15 protein-coding genes are annotated in these 15,160 nt (G+C 65.4%); 5 read left to right on the top strand and 10 right to left on the bottom strand.

All coding sequences use genetic code 11. The features are described 5' to 3' along the window. The 5 genes from Y705_RS18360 to Y705_RS0107980 form a co-directional block, all read right to left on the bottom strand. A partial coding sequence (locus Y705_RS18360) for an ABC transporter permease (protein ID WP_444826171.1) occupies positions 1-658 on the bottom strand: 658 nt, incomplete at its 3' end. Next, positions 655-2,199: an ABC transporter ATP-binding protein gene (locus Y705_RS18355; protein ID WP_049822458.1), complete on the bottom strand. Its 1,545-nt coding sequence runs from the start codon at positions 2,197-2,199 to the stop codon at positions 655-657. The genes Y705_RS18360 and Y705_RS18355, both read right to left, overlap by 4 nt. A gap of 147 nt (positions 2,200-2,346) precedes the next feature. Continuing rightward, on the bottom strand, positions 2,347-3,456 hold the full coding sequence (locus tag Y705_RS0107990; RefSeq protein WP_026532482.1) for a BMP family lipoprotein: 1,110 nt from the start codon (positions 3,454-3,456) through the stop codon (positions 2,347-2,349). 338 nt (positions 3,457-3,794) lie between these two features. Next, complete coding sequence (locus Y705_RS0107985; protein WP_026532481.1) at positions 3,795-4,997, bottom strand: amidohydrolase; 1,203 nt, start codon at positions 4,995-4,997, stop codon at positions 3,795-3,797. A 20-nt stretch (positions 4,998-5,017) separates the two neighbouring features. Continuing rightward, positions 5,018-6,157: a mannose-1-phosphate guanylyltransferase gene (locus Y705_RS0107980; protein ID WP_026532480.1), complete on the bottom strand. Its 1,140-nt coding sequence runs from the start codon at positions 6,155-6,157 to the stop codon at positions 5,018-5,020. 211 nt (positions 6,158-6,368) lie between these two features. Here Y705_RS0107980 and sdhC point away from each other — a divergent pair, with 211 nt between their 5' ends. The 4 genes from sdhC (at position 6,369) to Y705_RS0107960 (ending at position 9,879) form a co-directional block, all read left to right on the top strand. Further along, positions 6,369-6,752 carry a succinate dehydrogenase, cytochrome b556 subunit gene (gene sdhC / locus Y705_RS0107975; RefSeq protein ID WP_026532479.1) on the top strand — a complete coding sequence of 128 codons (384 nt, stop codon included), beginning with the start codon at positions 6,369-6,371 and terminating at the stop codon, positions 6,750-6,752. 5 nt (positions 6,753-6,757) lie between these two features. Beyond that, a complete protein-coding gene (locus tag Y705_RS0107970; protein ID WP_026532478.1) occupies positions 6,758-7,225 on the top strand; it encodes a succinate dehydrogenase hydrophobic membrane anchor subunit in 468 nt (155 codons plus the stop codon). Between the two features lie 87 nt (positions 7,226-7,312). After that, complete coding sequence (gene sdhA / locus Y705_RS0107965) at positions 7,313-9,091, top strand: succinate dehydrogenase flavoprotein subunit (RefSeq protein WP_026532477.1); 1,779 nt, start codon at positions 7,313-7,315, stop codon at positions 9,089-9,091. Beyond that, on the top strand, positions 9,091-9,879 hold the full coding sequence (locus tag Y705_RS0107960) for a succinate dehydrogenase iron-sulfur subunit (protein WP_026532476.1): 789 nt from the start codon (positions 9,091-9,093) through the stop codon (positions 9,877-9,879). Before sdhA ends, Y705_RS0107960 begins: the two co-directional genes overlap by 1 nt. Before the next feature lie 108 nt (positions 9,880-9,987). Here Y705_RS0107960 and Y705_RS18350 read toward each other — a convergent pair whose 3' ends face one another. Genes Y705_RS18350 through Y705_RS0107935 form a run of 5 tightly spaced genes read right to left on the bottom strand, consistent with a single transcriptional unit; the run spans position 9,988 to position 14,165 of the window. Beyond that, positions 9,988-11,085, bottom strand: coding sequence for a YihY/virulence factor BrkB family protein (locus tag Y705_RS18350; protein WP_049822457.1), 1,098 nt, complete (start codon positions 11,083-11,085; stop codon positions 9,988-9,990). Beyond that, positions 11,045-11,644 (bottom strand): 2'-5' RNA ligase family protein, encoded by a 600-nt coding sequence (locus Y705_RS0107950; protein ID WP_081737899.1) that lies wholly within the window; start codon positions 11,642-11,644, stop codon positions 11,045-11,047. Before Y705_RS0107950 ends, Y705_RS18350 begins: the two co-directional genes overlap by 41 nt. A 2-nt stretch (positions 11,645-11,646) precedes the next feature. Beyond that, positions 11,647-12,771, bottom strand: a complete 1,125-nt coding sequence (trpS, locus tag Y705_RS18345; RefSeq protein ID WP_049822456.1) for a tryptophan--tRNA ligase — start codon at positions 12,769-12,771, stop codon at positions 11,647-11,649. Between the two features lie 3 nt (positions 12,772-12,774). Beyond that, a complete protein-coding gene (locus Y705_RS0107940) occupies positions 12,775-13,608 on the bottom strand; it encodes an exodeoxyribonuclease III (protein ID WP_026532474.1) in 834 nt (277 codons plus the stop codon). 59 nt (positions 13,609-13,667) lie between these two features. Beyond that, entirely contained in the window at positions 13,668-14,165 is a 498-nt protein-coding gene (locus tag Y705_RS0107935; protein WP_026532473.1) for a hypothetical protein, read from the bottom strand. A 173-nt stretch (positions 14,166-14,338) separates the two neighbouring features. Between Y705_RS0107935 and Y705_RS0107930 the strand changes: the two genes are divergently transcribed. Continuing rightward, positions 14,339-15,109 carry a CHRD domain-containing protein gene (locus tag Y705_RS0107930; protein ID WP_026532472.1) on the top strand — a complete coding sequence of 257 codons (771 nt, stop codon included), beginning with the start codon at positions 14,339-14,341 and terminating at the stop codon, positions 15,107-15,109. Positions 15,110-15,160 lie beyond the last annotated feature (51 nt).

Genomic DNA, 15,160 nt, shown 5'->3' with positions numbered 1-15,160 from the left:
GTTGGGGGCTGATGGGGTTGGTCGAGCCGGGCCGTTGGAAGGCGGGGGTGCTGAGGAAGTACAGCACGAGGTTGACCGCCACATAGTTGAGCATGATGGTGAGGATCACCTCGTGGGCACCGGTGCGTGCCTTGAGAACGCCCACCAGCCCGCCCCAGAGCGCCCCGCCGAGCATTCCCGCGAGAATCACGAGCAGCAGGTGGATGCCCGCGGGAAGGTGGAGCGTGAACCCCACCCAGCCGGCGAATGTCGCACCGATCAGGATCTGCCCTTGCGCGCCGATGTTGAACAGGCCGGCCCGGAAGGCCAGGGCCACGCCGAGGCCGGCGCAGATCAGCGGCGTGGCCACCGTGAGCGTCTGCGTCAGCGGATAGATCATGCGGGTGAACGTCTCACCCTCGAAGTTGAAGACGGAGCCCTGGAACAGCGCAAGATAGGCGCCGGAGGCGGCGGCCCAGCCGGCCGACAGGGTGTCCTGCGGGCGGCTGAAGAAGTACGACGCCGAGGAAGCCACCTCCGGGTCCGTCACGGCGATCAACAGCCCGCCGAGGATCAGCGACATCAGCACCGCGAGCACCGCCACGAGGGCGTTTCCCGTTCTGATCCGGTGCATCACCGACTGCGATCCGGCAACCGGCTGGCTTCCCTGCACACTCACTGTTTTTCTCCCTGGATGTTGTTGGCCTGCGCCAGCGCTTCGTCGCCCTGCATGCCGGCCATCATCAGGCCGAGGACGTCCCGGGAGACAGCTCCCGGGACGATGCCCATGAGCCGGCCGCGGTACAGGACCGCGATGCGGTCGGCGAGTTCGAGCACCTCGTCGAGTTCGGTCGAGACGATGATGACGGGGGTGCCGCTGTCACGCTCGGCGACGATACGCCGGTGCAGGAACTCGATGGAGCCGACGTCGACGCCGCGGGTGGGCTGGGAGGCGATGAACAGTTTGAGCGGCCGCGAGAGTTCGCGGGCCATGACGACCTTCTGCTGGTTGCCGCCCGAGAGGGTGCCGGCGGCAGCCGCTGCCGACTGGGTCCGCACGTCGTACTCGGCGATTTTCTCCTGGGCGTTCTTCTCGATGACCGCGGAGGACATCGAAAGGCCCCTGGCGAACGGCGCCTGGTCGTAGCGGTTCAGGATCAGGTTCTCGGCGACGGAGAAGCTTCCCACGAGGCCCTCGACGCTGCGGTCCTCGGGAACGAAACCCACTCCGGCACGGATGACGTCCTTGACCTTCCGCCCCAGGAGCTCCTGGCCCTCCAGCAGGATGGAACCGTGAACGTGGTCCTGGAGTCCGAGGATGGCCTCCGTGAGTTCGGTCTGCCCATTGCCCTGGACGCCGGCGATCGCGAGGATCTCCCCCCGCGCCACATCGAAGCTCAGCCCGTCCACCACGCGCTGCCCGTTGGCCGCCTGGACCACGAGGTCCTTCACGCTGAAGGACACCTCCCCCGGCCTGGCGGGTTCCTTCTGGAGCGTCAGGCTGACCGAGCGGCCCACCATGAGGGACGCGAGTTCCGTGGTGGGAGCCCCGGGATCCGCTGTCCCCACGACCTTGCCCCGGCGCACCACGGTGATGATGTCCGAAACCGCCTTGACCTCGCGAAGCTTGTGGGAGATGAAGACGATCGACTTGCCGTCCGCCTTGAGCTGGCCCATGATACCGAGCAGCTCGTCGGTCTCCTTGGGGGTGAGCACGGCGGTCGGTTCGTCAAGGATCAGCACCTCGGCGTCGCGCACGAGCGCCTTGATGATCTCGACGCGCTGCTGGACGCCGACGGGCAGGTCCTCGACCACCGCATCGGGATCGACGTCGAACCCGTACTGGTCGGAGATCTGCCGGATCCGAGTGCGGGTATCCTGCAGGTTGAGCATCCCCCCGGCCTTGGTGGCCTCATTGCCCAGCGCCACGTTCTCCGCGACGGTGAAGACCGGGACCAGCATGAAGTGCTGGTGCACCATGCCGATCCCGGCGGCCATGGCGTCCCCGGGACCCCGAAAGGTGACGGGCCGGTCATTCACGAGGATCTCCCCCTCGGTGGGGTCGTACAGTCCGTAGAGGACGTTCATGAGCGTGGACTTGCCAGCTCCGTTCTCTCCGAGCAGGCTGTGGACCTGGCCCGGCTCCACCACGAGGTCGATGGAATCGTTGGCGACCAGCGTTCCGAATCGTTTGGTGATGCCCTTGAGTTCGAGTTTCACAACCCAACCAGCCTGTTCTTTGCTTATGAATTCAGGTGAAGGATACCGGTTCTGCGGGAGGTCGACGCACCGGCGGCAAAAACGAACCGCTTCCCTCCCTGCGGGTTCATCCGCGGGTGGGAAGCGGTTCGTCGATTTCTGGTGAGGTTACTGCTGTGGGCTAGCCCCGGACTCGACGGTGATGTCACCCGAGATGATCTGCTCGGTGATCTCGTCGAGCTGCGCCTGCAGGTCTTCGGGAACATTCGCTTCCTGGTCGTGGAAGGGAGCCAGTGCAACTCCGCCGTTCTCGAGCGTCCCGACGTAGGGGGCGTTGTCGAAGTTGCCCTCGACGTCGGTCTTGATGACTTCCTCGACGGCGTCGCCCATGAGCTTCATGACCGAGGTGAGGATGAACTCCTCACCCTTGCCCGCGGTCTCGTAGCCGTCGGAGTCCACCCAGACCACCCGGGCGTTTCCGCCGGCCGCATTGGCCTCGATCACGGCGTCGAGCGTTCCGAGGCCCACGGGCCCGGCGACGGGCATGATGACGTCGGCGCCCTCGTTGATGAAGTTCTGGGTATTGGTCTTGCCGGCGCCCTGGTCGTTGAAGTTGCCGATGAACGTGCCGTTCTGGGCTTCCTTGTCCCAACCGAGGAGTTCCACCTCCGCGCCGTTCTGCTCGTTGTAGTAGGCGATGCCGTCGGCGAAGCCGTCCATGAAGATGGTGACGGTAGGGATGTTGATCCCGCCGTACGTCGCCACCTTGCCCGTTTCGGAGGTGGCGGCAGCAGCGTAGCCGGCGAGGAAGGCGGCCTGTGCCGTGTCATAGATGATCGGTTTGACGTTCGGGAGGTCGATCGAGTTGTCGTCGACGATCGCGAAGTTCGCGTCCGGGTTCGCCTCGGCTGCTGCCTTGGTGGTGTCGGCGAGCAGGAAGCCGACGGTGATCGTCATATCGCAGCCGCCCTGCACCATGCTGTCGACGTTCGGGCCGAAGTCGGTCTCGGCCTGGGACTCGGCCTGGTTGATCTCGATGCCGAGATCCGCTTCAGCCTGCTTCAGGCCCTCGTAGCTCGACTGGTTGAACGAGCGGTCATCGAATCCTCCGGAGTCGGAGACGATGCATCCGAGGTAGTCGCTTCCGGCAGCAGCCGTCGCGTCCGGGGCATCCTCGGCCGGCGGGGCGCCGCAACCGCTGAGGACGAGGGCCGATGCGCCGAGGACGGTGGCCGACAGGCCGGTGCCGCGCGGGAATTTGCGCAGTGAGTTCTTCAAGATTCCTCCAGGAAAAGGGATATGCCACCCGGATGGTTCCCGATGAGTGTCCGTTCCCAGGCACCCTGGGGTGCTGGAAGCTCTGTTTTCACGAGAACCGGTTGTGGCGCTTGCGACACCGTCGGTGCAGCGCGTATGCGAATACTCTAGGGGCAGGTGAGGTGGAACACTAACGGAACGCGCCCGCCGGCCGCCGATCGTTCAGGATTCGTTACCAACTTCGCGGCCGGGAATCAGTCCCGCTGAAGCTCTTCCCCCATCGAGTGCGCAGGAATAACGTCCCGGAGGCACTTTTTCCGTCATTGCTGCGCGCTGGACGCCGAATCGTGCCGGGAAGCTCAGTGGCGCAGGCCGAGCACCGCCCGAAGCGCCGCGGCAGCCATGACCCGCACCCCGTAGCCGATGGCGAGCTCATCGGGTGCGTAGTCCCCGCGGTGGAGATCGAAGGTCTCACCATCCGGCGAGCGGGTCCCGAGCCTCATCATGGCGCCGGGCACTTCCTGGGTCATCCAGGCGAAGTCCTCGCCGCCCATGGACTGCGGGGTCAGCACGACGGCGTCGTCGCCCAGTTCGGCGCGCGCCGCAGCCTCCAGCAGGCCGGTCTCGGCTTCGGAGTTCACCACCGGAGGAACTCCGCGGATGTGCTCGAGCTTCACCTCGACGCCGAAGGGCGCGGCGACCTGGCGCACCGCGCTGTCCAGCAGTTCGCCCGCCGACTCCCACGCTTCGCCATCGAGGCAGCGGAGTGTTCCCGACAGGAAACCGTGGGCGGGAATGGCATTCGGCGCCGATCCTGCGTGGATCTGGCCCCAGACCACCGACACGGCACTGCGGACATCGATGCGCCGCGACAGGACGGCGGGCACGTTGACGGCGATGGCGGCGAGCGCGAACACGAGGTCCTCGGTCAGGTGCGGCCGCGAGGTGTGCCCGCCGCGTCCGGCCAGTTCGACGCGCACCGTGTCGGAGGCCGAGGTGATGGCCCCGATCCGGGTACCCACCTGGCCGACGTCGATCCGGGGGTCGCAGTGCAGGGCGAGGATGCGGGGCACTCCGGCAAGGATGCCCTGGGCGATGATGTCCAGGGCCCCGCCCGGCATCATCTCCTCGGCGGGCTGGAAGATGATGCGGACCGAGCCGGCAAGGGGCGCTTCCTCATGCATCGAGGCAAGGACCAGCGCCACACCGAGCATGACGGTGGCATGGACGTCGTGGCCGCAGGAGTGGGCTACCCCGGTAGTGGCCGAACTGTAGGGCAGGCCCGTCTCCTCGATGATCGGCAGGGCGTCGATGTCGGCCCGGAGCCCGATCCGCAGCGGACCGTCGCCGATGTCGACATAGAGGCCGGTGTTCTCAAGCCTCTTCGGCGCCATCCCTGCCCGCTCGAGGCGCTCCACCAGGCGGTCGGTGGTCCGGTGCTCCTCATAGGAAAGCTCGGGGTGCTCATGGAGGTCCCGGCGGAAGCTGATCAGGTCCTCGAGTACAGGCGCGAGCCACACGCCGACCGGGGGGACGGCTCCGTAGGAGCGAGTAGTTTCCACCGCTACAGCCTACCGGCGAGCTACAGGACGTCGGTGTCGCCGCTGGCCCTCAGGTGCTCCACCGCCTTCTTGACTTCCTGGGCGTGCTCCTTGGTGGTGACCAGCAGCGCATCCGGGGTGTCCACGATGACGACGTCCTTGATACCGATCAGCGCGATGACCCGCTTGGTGTCCGTCACCACGATGCCCGAGGCATTCTCCGAGAACACCCGTGCGCCCTCGCCCATCACCGTCAGTTCCCGGTTCTCGGTCGCCGGGTTCAACCGTCCGATCGCCGCGAAGTCGCCGACGTCGTCCCAGCTGAAGGCGCCGGGGATCATGGCGACGTCGCCTGCGGCCGCAGCCGGTTCAGCCACCGCGTAGTCGATCGCGATCTTCGGGAGGCCGGGCCACACCCGGCGGGCCACCTCCACGCGCCGTGGGGTGTCCCATGCTGCTGCGATCTCGGCGAGCCCCTCGTAGAGCACCGGTTCGTTCGCCTCGAGGTGCTTCAGCATCAGGGCCACGGGAGCCACGAACATCCCCGCGTTCCAGCTGTAGCTTCCACTTTCGAGGTAACCGAGGGCCACCTCTTCGGAGGGCTTCTCGACGAACTCGATGACGGCGTGCGCGGTGGGAGCACCCGGGACGTCGAGTGCGGCGCCCGCGCGGATATAACCGAAGCCGGTGGACGGGTGGGTGGGTTCGATGCCGATGGTCACGATGTAGCCCTGCGCCGCGGTGTGGATGGCTTCACGCACCGCCTCCTGGAAGACCTCGACCGGCGTGATGACCTGGTCCGCCGCGAAGGACCCCATGATGGTGTCCGGGTCCCGCTGGTGCAGGATGGCCGCGGCGAGGCCGATCGCCGCTGCGGAATCCTTCGGCTCGCTCTCGAGCACCAGGTCCCGGTCCTCGATCTCCGGCAGCTGCTTGAGCACAGCGCGCCGGTGCGCGATGCCGGTCACCACCATGGTCCGCCCACCGCACAGTGGGCGGAGGCGGTCATAGGTGGCTCGGATCAGCGTACTTCCCGACCCCGTGAGGTCGTGGAGGAACTTGGGGGCCGCGGCACGCGACAGCGGCCAGAGCCGCGTCCCGGTACCCCCGGCGGGTATAACGCCGTAGAACCGGTCGAGCACGCTGTCGGGGTTCTGGGCAGCAGCCCTCTCAGTAGTCATTGCTTCCACATTAACGCACGGCCCGAAACGCGGGCTCGATACGGCGGCAAGCAACCCTGCAATGTAAACAACATCACAGGGTAGGAAGGCCTAAATTGAACCGGGATGACGGGCAACCTAGATTATCCTTATCGATAGAGTGCTCTCGCTCCGGCGTAATCCCTGCGTGGACGACACGCTAACGCCGCTGCGATGCAGGGAGGTTATTTCAATGTCGAAGACACTGACACCAGCAGGCACCCTCTACCGTGGCCGGGAAGGCCAGTGGTCCTGGGTGGCGCACCGCATCACCGGGGTAGTGATTTTCTTTTTCCTCCTCGTGCACGTTCTCGATACATCCCTTGTGCGTGTCTCACCCGAAGCGTATGACGCCGTCATCGCTTCCTACAAGAACCCCATCATGGGACTCGGTGAGCTCGGCCTTGTCGCAGCCATCGTCTTCCACGCCTTCAACGGTCTCCGTGTCATTGCTGTGGACTTCTGGAAACAGGGCCCCCGCTACCACCGCCAGATGCTCTGGGGCGTCGTCGGACTGTGGGCAATCACCATGATCGCGTTCTCGATCCGCCATCTCTCGCACGTTTTCGGAGGTTAAAGGCCGTGGCTGTTCCAACTATTGAAAGTCCCCGCTCCGGCAGGGTGGCCCCGGGCTACACACGGACCAATTCCTCCAGGGGCAACTTCGAGATGATCGCGTGGCTCTTCATGCGCCTCTCGGGGGCCATCCTCGTGGTCCTGATCTTCGTCCACCTATGGACCAGCCTGATCGCCGGAGACGGCATCAGCGGCGTGGACTTCGGCTTCGTGGCGGGCAAGTGGGCGGACCCGGTATGGCAGATCTGGGATCTCACCATGCTGTGGCTCGCGATGCTCCACGGCACGAACGGTGTCCGCGTGATCATCAACGACTACGCCGAGAAGAACTCGACCCGCATGTGGCTCAAGGGCGTGCTCTACGCCTCGACCGTCGTCATCGTCATCCTCGGCACCCTGGTGATCTTCACCTTCGATCCCTGCCCCGTGATCGACGGCGTCGCCCATGTAGCCGAGTACTGCCCCACCTCCTAGGCGCACACCCTTCTAGCGACCGGAGCCCTGCTCCCCCGGGCTCCGGCGCAGCACACTTCTCTATTTTCAACAGAAAGAGCGACCAGCATGCAGGTCCACAAGTACGACGTCGTCATCGTAGGCGCCGGCGGCGCCGGCATGCGCGCAGCGATCGAATCCGGTCAGCGCGCGCGAACGGCGGTACTGACCAAGCTTTACCCGACGCGGTCCCACACGGGTGCCGCACAGGGCGGAATGTGCGCCGCCCTCGCCAATGTCGAGGAAGACAACTGGGAATGGCACACGTTCGACACCGTCAAGGGCGGCGACTACCTGGTGGACCAGGATGCCGCAGAGGTCATGGCGAAGGAAGCGATCGAAGCCGTGCTCGATCTCGAGAAGATGGGGCTTCCGTTCAACCGGACGCCCGAGGGCCGGATCGACCAGCGGCGGTTCGGCGGCCACACGCGTGACCACGGCAAGGCCCCGGTCCGCCGCTCCTGCTATGCGGCCGACCGCACCGGCCACATGATCCTCCAGACCCTCTACCAGAACTGCGTCAAGCACAACGTCGAGTTCTACAACGAGTACTACGTGCTCGATCTCCTGATGGTGGACCAGGAGGAGACGGTCGACGGCGTCACCCGCATCGCGAAACGCGTAGCCGGCGTCGTGTCCTACGACCTGGCAACAGGTGAACTCCATATCTTCCAGGCAAAGTCGGTGGTCTTCGCGTCCGGCGGTGTGGGCAAGGTCTACAAGACCACCTCGAATGCGCACACTCTGACCGGGGACGGCATGGGCATCGCCTTCCGGCGTGGCATCCCCCTCGAGGACATGGAGTTCTTCCAGTTCCACCCGACCGGCCTCGCAGGCCTCGGCATCCTCCTCTCGGAGGCGGCCCGCGGCGAGGGAGCGATCCTCCGCAACTCCGAGGGCGAACGGTTCATGGAGCGCTACGCGCCGACCATCAAGGACCTCGCTCCCCGCGACATCGTGGCGCGGTCCATGGCCAACGAGGTCCGCGAGGGACGTGGCGCGGGCCCCAACAAGGACTATGTCCTGCTGGACCTGACCCACCTCGAGCCCGCGCACATCGACGCGAAGCTTCCCGACATCACCGAGTTCGCACGCACCTACCTCGGAGTCGAGCCCTACACCGAACCCGTGCCGGTCTTTCCCACCGCGCACTATGCAATGGGCGGTATCCCCACGAACGTCAAGGCCGAGGTGCTCTCCGACAACGACACCGTGGTACCCGGCCTCTATGCCGCCGGCGAGGTGGCCTGCGTCTCGGTCCACGGATCGAACCGCCTCGGCACCAACTCGCTGCTCGACATCAACGTGTTCGGGAAGCGTGCTGGCCTGGCTGCCGCCGAGTACGCGCAGACCGCCGACTTCGTGGAGATTCCGGACAACCCGCTCGCCGACACCGAGGCACTGCTCAACACAGCACGCAGTTCCGAGGGCGGCGAGCGTGTGGCGCTGATCCGCAAGGAACTGCAGGACATCATGGACGCCAACGTCCAGGTGTTCCGCACCGAAAAAACCCTCCTCGAAGCCCTTGCAGTGATCGATGGCCTCGAGGAGCGCTACACCCGCATCTCCGTCCAGGACAAAGGCAAGCGCTTCAACCTGGATCTCCTCGAAGCTGTGGAGCTCGGTTTCCTGCTGGACATGGCCAAGGTCATGACGGCAGCTGCCCTGCACCGTAAGGAATCCCGCGGGGGCCACTTCCGCGAGGACTACCCGGAACGCGACGACGAGAACTTTCTGACCCATTCCATGGCCTACAAGGACCCGAGCGCAGTGAGAACCAGCGGCGTGCGCCTTGAGACCAAACCGGTGGTCTTCACCCGATACCAGCCCATGGAGCGTAAGTACTGATGAGTACCGAAACAGTAGAGAAAGAGCCGGCCTCGAAAATCGAACTGGCCCCGGGAGTGGGCGGCGGCGGGGAGATCCCCACCTTCGACATCACCCTGAAAGTGCGCCGCTACAACCCCGAGGTGTCCGACGACGCCCACTGGGACGAGTGGAAACTGACCATGTACGGGACCGACCGTGTGCTCGATGCCCTGCACAAGGTCAAATGGGAACACGACGGCTCCGTCTCCTTCCGCCGCTCGTGTGCCCACGGCGTCTGCGGCTCCGATGCCATGCGTATCAACGGCCGCAACCGCCTGGCGTGCAAGACGCTCCTGAAGGACCTCGACACGTCGAAGCCCATCCTCGTGGAACCCATCAAGGGTCTTCCCGTGGAGAAGGACCTCATCGTGGACATGGAGCCGTTCTTCCAGTCCTACCGCGAGATCATGCCGTTCCTCATCAGCAAGGGCCACGAGCCCAGCGCGGAGCGGCTGCAGTCGGCCGAGGAGCGTGAGCGCTATGACGACACCACCAAGTGCATCCTGTGCGCGGCGTGCACGTCGTCGTGCCCGGTCTTCTGGACCGACGGCCAGTACTTCGGTCCGGCGGCAATCGTCAACGCGCACCGTTTCATCTTCGATTCACGTGACGACGCCGGCGACATGCGGCTCGAGATCCTCAACGACAAGGAAGGTGTGTGGCGGTGCCGCACCACCTTCAACTGCACCGAGGCATGCCCGCGCGGCATCCAGGTGACGAAGGCCATTTCCGAAGTGAAGCAGGCCATCCTCACCCGCAGTGTCTAGGCACGAGGCTGCGTCGCGGCAGTGACGTAGGGAAGAAAGAAGCGGATTCGGAGGCAGCCCACGGAAGTGGGCTGCCTCCTTCTCGTGGAAACATGCCCGGTACGGGAGTCATTTGCGGGCCGCGCGCCTGCTCTGCTGGCGCAGGGTGCCAGCTTTGGCCTCGATGTCCCGTTCTGCGTCCGCCTCCGCGTCAGCTGTGCCTACCGCACACCAAGCGGCGGCCACCAGGTACACCTGGCTGAGGAGGAAGAACCAGATGAACAAACCGAGGATCACAGCAAAGGGCAGGAGTAACTGGTTCCGTTCCACACCGCTGCCCAGCAGCTGGGTGCTGAAGGTCCGCAGGATGGTGCTTCCCACTCCTGCAATCAAGGCACCCTGGAGGAGGATCTTTCGGGGCATGTCGATTCGGGGGGCCGAATGGAGCAGGATCACCGCAACCGCCGTGTCAAGAAGCAGCATCACCGCGAACCCCGCGAACTGAGTCAGAGGACGTGCTGCTTCCGACAGGCCCAGCCACTGCAGCGCCAGGTCCAGCAGCGTGTTGACCACCACGCCCACGCCCGTCGTGATGATCAGGACAACTCCGAGCACCAGGAGGATGCCGAGGTCCTTGACCCGGACAAGCACCGGATTGATCGGAACGGGCTCAAGCGCAAAGATCCCCCGCAAACCCTGCCGCATTCCCGAGATCCAGCCGAGGGAGGTGAAGATCATGACGGCAGTAGAAATCGCGAGGGCCAGCCCATAGCCGTTGGTGGCCCCGAAAAGCTCCTGAGGTGTTGCCAGGCCGCGTTCCCCTTCCTCTCCGTCCGTGTCGATCAGCCCGGGGGTCGTGGAGTCGACCGTGCTGACGATGAGCTCCTGCAGCGCGGTGTCTCCGGAGATGACGAGACCCAGGGTTGAGAACCCCACCACGAGCAGGGCACCGATGGCGAAGAACATCCGGTAGGCAATACCCGCAGCCATGAGCGGGCCCCTGCGCCAGGCGTACAGCTGAATCACACGCACGGGCTTCAGCGTGTTGAAGCGCGCAAGACTGATGAAGACGTGTGCGACGGCGCGTGCACCTGCGCCTGCGCCCTCGCGCCTCGACCTGCCGAGGTTCTGCCGGGCTTCAAGGACCTTCCGGGTCAGCTCGTGCCGGTCGGCGGGGGACGGCTGCTCAACTACCGGAGGTTTCGCTGCCTTGAGTGTCTTCGCCAAAGTTCAGCTCTTCCCTTAGCTTCCATAACCCGGACCGTTGATGTTCGTACAGCCCCATACTACGGACCGGGAACGACGCCTCGAAGGACTCCAGTTCCTCCACTGCAGCGTCCATTCCGGCGTCGCTGACATCATGGGCCACGGTGACGTGGGGATGGAACGGGAACTCGAGATCCCGCTCCAGCGGGCCGGTCTGCAGCTTCTCGTGAAGCTCGACGCACTCCTCGAACCCCTGGTCCAGCTTGAGGAAGACCACGGGGGACAACGGGCGGAACGAACCGCTGCTCCTCAGGGTCACGGTGAAGCAGCGCTGTTCCTTCGCCACGCGGCGGACGTGGTCGATGGTGCCCTGCCAATCCGTGGCCGGCGTCGTCGTGATCAGCGTGATGTGGGGCGGAACCAGGACGGCCATCGGATCGCCGAAGGAGGCCCGCCACTTCTCCAGCTCGGTGGCGAGCGGCTCCGGAACGGGGATGGTGATGCCCACGCAGCTCAGAGCGGGCAGCTCCGATTCCGCGTCGGCCGGCGCATCGAGTGGCCGGTAGGTGGAGGCACACATCGCTATGGCACTCCCGCGCCGATATTCGATTCGCCACCGAGCCCGGCTGTGAATCCGGCGGTGGATCCGGCAACTGATCTGACTGCTGCTCCGGCAGCGGGAAGGAACCCGACCTTCGCATACACGTCCGCGAGTGTTGCCGCTGCGATTCCACGCGCCTTCGCCGCGCCCTTGGCCAGCAGCCGGTCGAGCTCCGCGGGGTCGGACAGCAACTCCTGGGCGCGCATCCGCACCGGGCCCAGGGTCTCGACGACGACGTCGGCCAGGTCCACTTTCAGGTGGCCGTACATCCGACCCTCGTAGTCGGCTTCCAGATCGGCGATGCTGCGGCCGGAAAGGCCCGAGTAGATGGTGAGCAGGTTGGAGATCCCCGGTTTTTCGGCAACGTCGAAACGGATGCTTGTGCCGGCGTCGGTGACCGCGGACCGGATGCGTTTCGCCGTCACCTTCGGATCGTCGAGGAGGTTGATCAGGCCGGCCGGCGACACCGCCGATTTGGACATCTTCGACGTCGGATTCTGCAGGTCGTAGATCTTCGCCGATTCCTTCTGGATGAAGGGCTGCGGCACGGTGAACGCCTGCCCGAAACGGGTGTTGAAGCGCTGGGCCAGGTCGCGGCTCAGCTCGACGTGCTGCCGCTGGTCCTCCCCCACGGGCACCCCCTCGGGCTGGTACAGCAGGATGTCGGCTGCCTGGAGGATGGGGTAGGTGTAGAGCCCCACGCTGGCGCTTTCGGCCCCCTGTTTCGAGGCCTTGTCCTTGAACTGCGTCATGCGTGATGCCTCACCGAACCCCGTGATGCAGTTCAGCACCCAGGCGAGCTGGGCGTGCTCCGGAACGTGGGACTGCACGAACAGCGTCGCCTTCTCGACGTCCACTCCCCCCGCGATGTACTGGGCGGCTGTGCTGCGGGTGCGGGCTGCGAGCTCGACGGGATCCTGCGGAACCGTGATGGCGTGGAGGTCCGGGATGAAGAAGACGGCGTCATAATCCTCCTGCATGCGGACCCAGTGGACGAGCGCGCCGAGGTAGTTGCCGAGGTGGAGCGAACCGGCGGACGGCTGCATCCCGGAGAGGATGCGTGCCCGGGCGGGGGGCGTGGGGAGGGCCATGTGGCTGAGTTCCATTCCCTAGATCGAATAATCGACGACGAGCGGCGCATGGTCGGAGAAGCGGGTGTCCCAGCTCGCCGCCCGGTCCACCACCGCGTTCGCTGCCGCGTCGGAGAGCTGCCGGGTCGCGAGGTGGTAGTCGATCCGCCAGCCGACGTCGTTGTCGAAGGCCTTTCCGCGCCAGGACCACCAGGTGTAGGGGCCGTCGATGTCGCCCGAGAGGTTCCGGTGGACATCGACGTAGCCCCCCTCGGGCGAGAAGAAGGAGTCGAAGTACTTCCGTTCCTCCGGAAGGAAGCCCGCGCTCTTCAGGTTTCCCTTCCAGTTCCGGATGTCGCGCACGGTGTGTCCCACATTGAGGTCCCCGACCACGAGGGCGTGGTCGGAGGACTCGCGCAACGCCTGCAGGCGCGCGGTCATGGCATCCAGGAAACGGTACTTGTCGTCCTGCTTCGGCGTGCCGACGTCGCCCGAATGGACGTAGGCGCTGGCGACCGTCAGGGTGCTCCCGTTGATCCGGAAGTCGGCTTCGACCCAGCGGCCGGACGTCGCGAAGTAGTCGTCGGCGATCCCCACGCGGGTTGCGGCGAACGGAAGGCGGGAGGCTATCGCCACCCCTGCCCGTCCCTTGGCTTCGGCCTCGGCATGCACCACATGCCAGGTGTCGCCCAGCAGTGCGCCGACCACCGCGTCGGGTGCCCTCACCTCCTGGAGGCAGAGGACGTCCACGTCCCTGGAGAGGAGCCAGTCCTGCATGCCCCGCTTGTAGGCGGCACGGATTCCGTTGACGTTCACGGAAGCGATCCGCAGGGGTTTTTCGAAGGTATCGGAAGCGAGACTCACCTGATCCACCTTACCCCGCGGCCCTTGGTGAAAGCTGTCGGAGGGCACGTGCGCCGGACCGGTGGAGCTCAACTGATGACCGTGCCCTCCACGGGGCCGTCGTCGTTCCCCTTCATCATGGACCGGGCGTTATGGGAGGTGATCTCGATGGTCTCCAGGGCGCGTTCCACCATGGCCTCATCACTGTCGAGGTACTCGCGAACCACGCCCACCTGGACCTGGACGATCTTGAAGCTGTGGTCGAGCTTCCTGTCCCGCACAAGGGTGGCTTCGTCGAACACCCGGGCGTCCTGTCCGCCCGGGGAGCCCATACCGTGCCGGTGGGCCTCGTTGATCTTCTCAGCCGCCCTCCTGGCGGCAGAGCGGAGGCTGAACACGACGAAACTGAACACGAGCAGCCAGCCGAGCGAGATGATCACCACCAGCCATCCGACGACGTCGTTCTCGTTCGCCGCGAAGACCACCGCGACCAGGAACACCACCAGCATGACCGCCATGCCCGCACTGCCCATTCGCATACTGATTCCCCGGCCCGCCGGCCGGCCGGTACTACCCAATGACTGCATTCTCCAAGTCTCCCAAACAACAGGCGGAATCCGTGCAGCCGTCCACCGCAGGCGAACGGTCAGGAAATTTAAAGAATTTTCCCATCTCCACCCATCCGTGACTGTCGTCACGCCGAAGTACCGGTACGCGCGCATCCACTGCGCGCTTCATTCGCACTATGGAGGAATTCCTGATGAACAAGAAAATGCGTCTCCTCGCAGTACCAGCCCTCGCCCTTAGCACCGTCGCTCTGGCCGGATCCCCCGCCATGGCAGCACACGACGGAACCTACTCATCCACGCTGGGCCAGATCAACGGCACCACCGGTTCCGGAACCATCACCCTGGATGTCACCGGCGACCAGGCCAAGCTGAACCTGCAGGTCTCCGGCCTCGCCGAAACCTTCATGGGAGGCCCCTACCCCCACGTCCAGCACATCCACGGCGGAGCCCTGGGCGAATGCCCACCGCCAGCCGCTGACGACAACGGCGACGGCGTCATCAACACCACCGAAGGCGCCCCCTTCTACGGCGGCATCCTCACCACGCTGACCACTTCCGGTGCAACCACTCCAGCGGAGGGCCTGAACACCGCCCTCGGCGGCCAGGGCGGCAGCTACACCATCGACCGCACCATCACGATCGACGACGCCACCCAGAAGGCCCTCGCCGCCGGCACCGCCGTCGTCGTCGTCCACGGCCTGGACCCGGCCACCCTGAGCGCCGAAGCCGCAGCAGCACCCAGCGACCTCGACCCGGCACTGCCCCTGGCAGCAACCTCACCAGCACTGTGTGGAACCCTCGTCGAGTCGCAGATGGGCGACATGCCTGCCGGCGGAGCCGACACCGGCGTTGCCCAGGAAAGCACCAGCAACATGGGCATGATCGCCCTCGGCGGTGGCCTCGTCCTGGCCGCAGCAGCCGGCGGAACCTACGTGGTACGCCGTCGTAACGCCGACGCGTAATGCCCGTTCGGAATGACCAGTAAGTGAACCGGCAGTTGCCGGGGCTTCCCG

It is taken from the genome of Arthrobacter sp. H41, assembly GCF_000520535.1.
GTDB lineage: Bacteria > Actinomycetota > Actinomycetes > Actinomycetales > Micrococcaceae > Arthrobacter_D.
Note: the sequence above shows the minus strand (reverse complement) of the source record. Positions and strands in the feature narration are given on the sequence as shown.

Excerpts from the sequence above, each read along its gene's own strand:
- Y705_RS0107980 (WP_026532480.1), bottom strand. The coding sequence starts at position 6,157 with ATGACTACTGAGAGGGCTGCTGCCCAGAACCCCGACAGCGTGCTCGAC.
- sdhC (WP_026532479.1), top strand. The coding sequence starts at position 6,369 with ATGTCGAAGACACTGACACCAGCAGGCACCCTCTACCGTGGCCGGGAA.
- sdhA (WP_026532477.1), top strand. The coding sequence starts at position 7,313 with ATGCAGGTCCACAAGTACGACGTCGTCATCGTAGGCGCCGGCGGCGCC.
- Y705_RS0107960 (WP_026532476.1), top strand. The coding sequence starts at position 9,091 with ATGAGTACCGAAACAGTAGAGAAAGAGCCGGCCTCGAAAATCGAACTG.
- Y705_RS0107950 (WP_081737899.1), bottom strand. The coding sequence starts at position 11,644 with ATGTGTGCCTCCACCTACCGGCCACTCGATGCGCCGGCCGACGCGGAA.
- trpS (WP_049822456.1), bottom strand. The coding sequence starts at position 12,771 with ATGGAACTCAGCCACATGGCCCTCCCCACGCCCCCCGCCCGGGCACGC.
- Y705_RS0107935 (WP_026532473.1), bottom strand. The coding sequence starts at position 14,165 with ATGCAGTCATTGGGTAGTACCGGCCGGCCGGCGGGCCGGGGAATCAGT.
- Y705_RS0107930 (WP_026532472.1), top strand. The coding sequence starts at position 14,339 with ATGAACAAGAAAATGCGTCTCCTCGCAGTACCAGCCCTCGCCCTTAGC.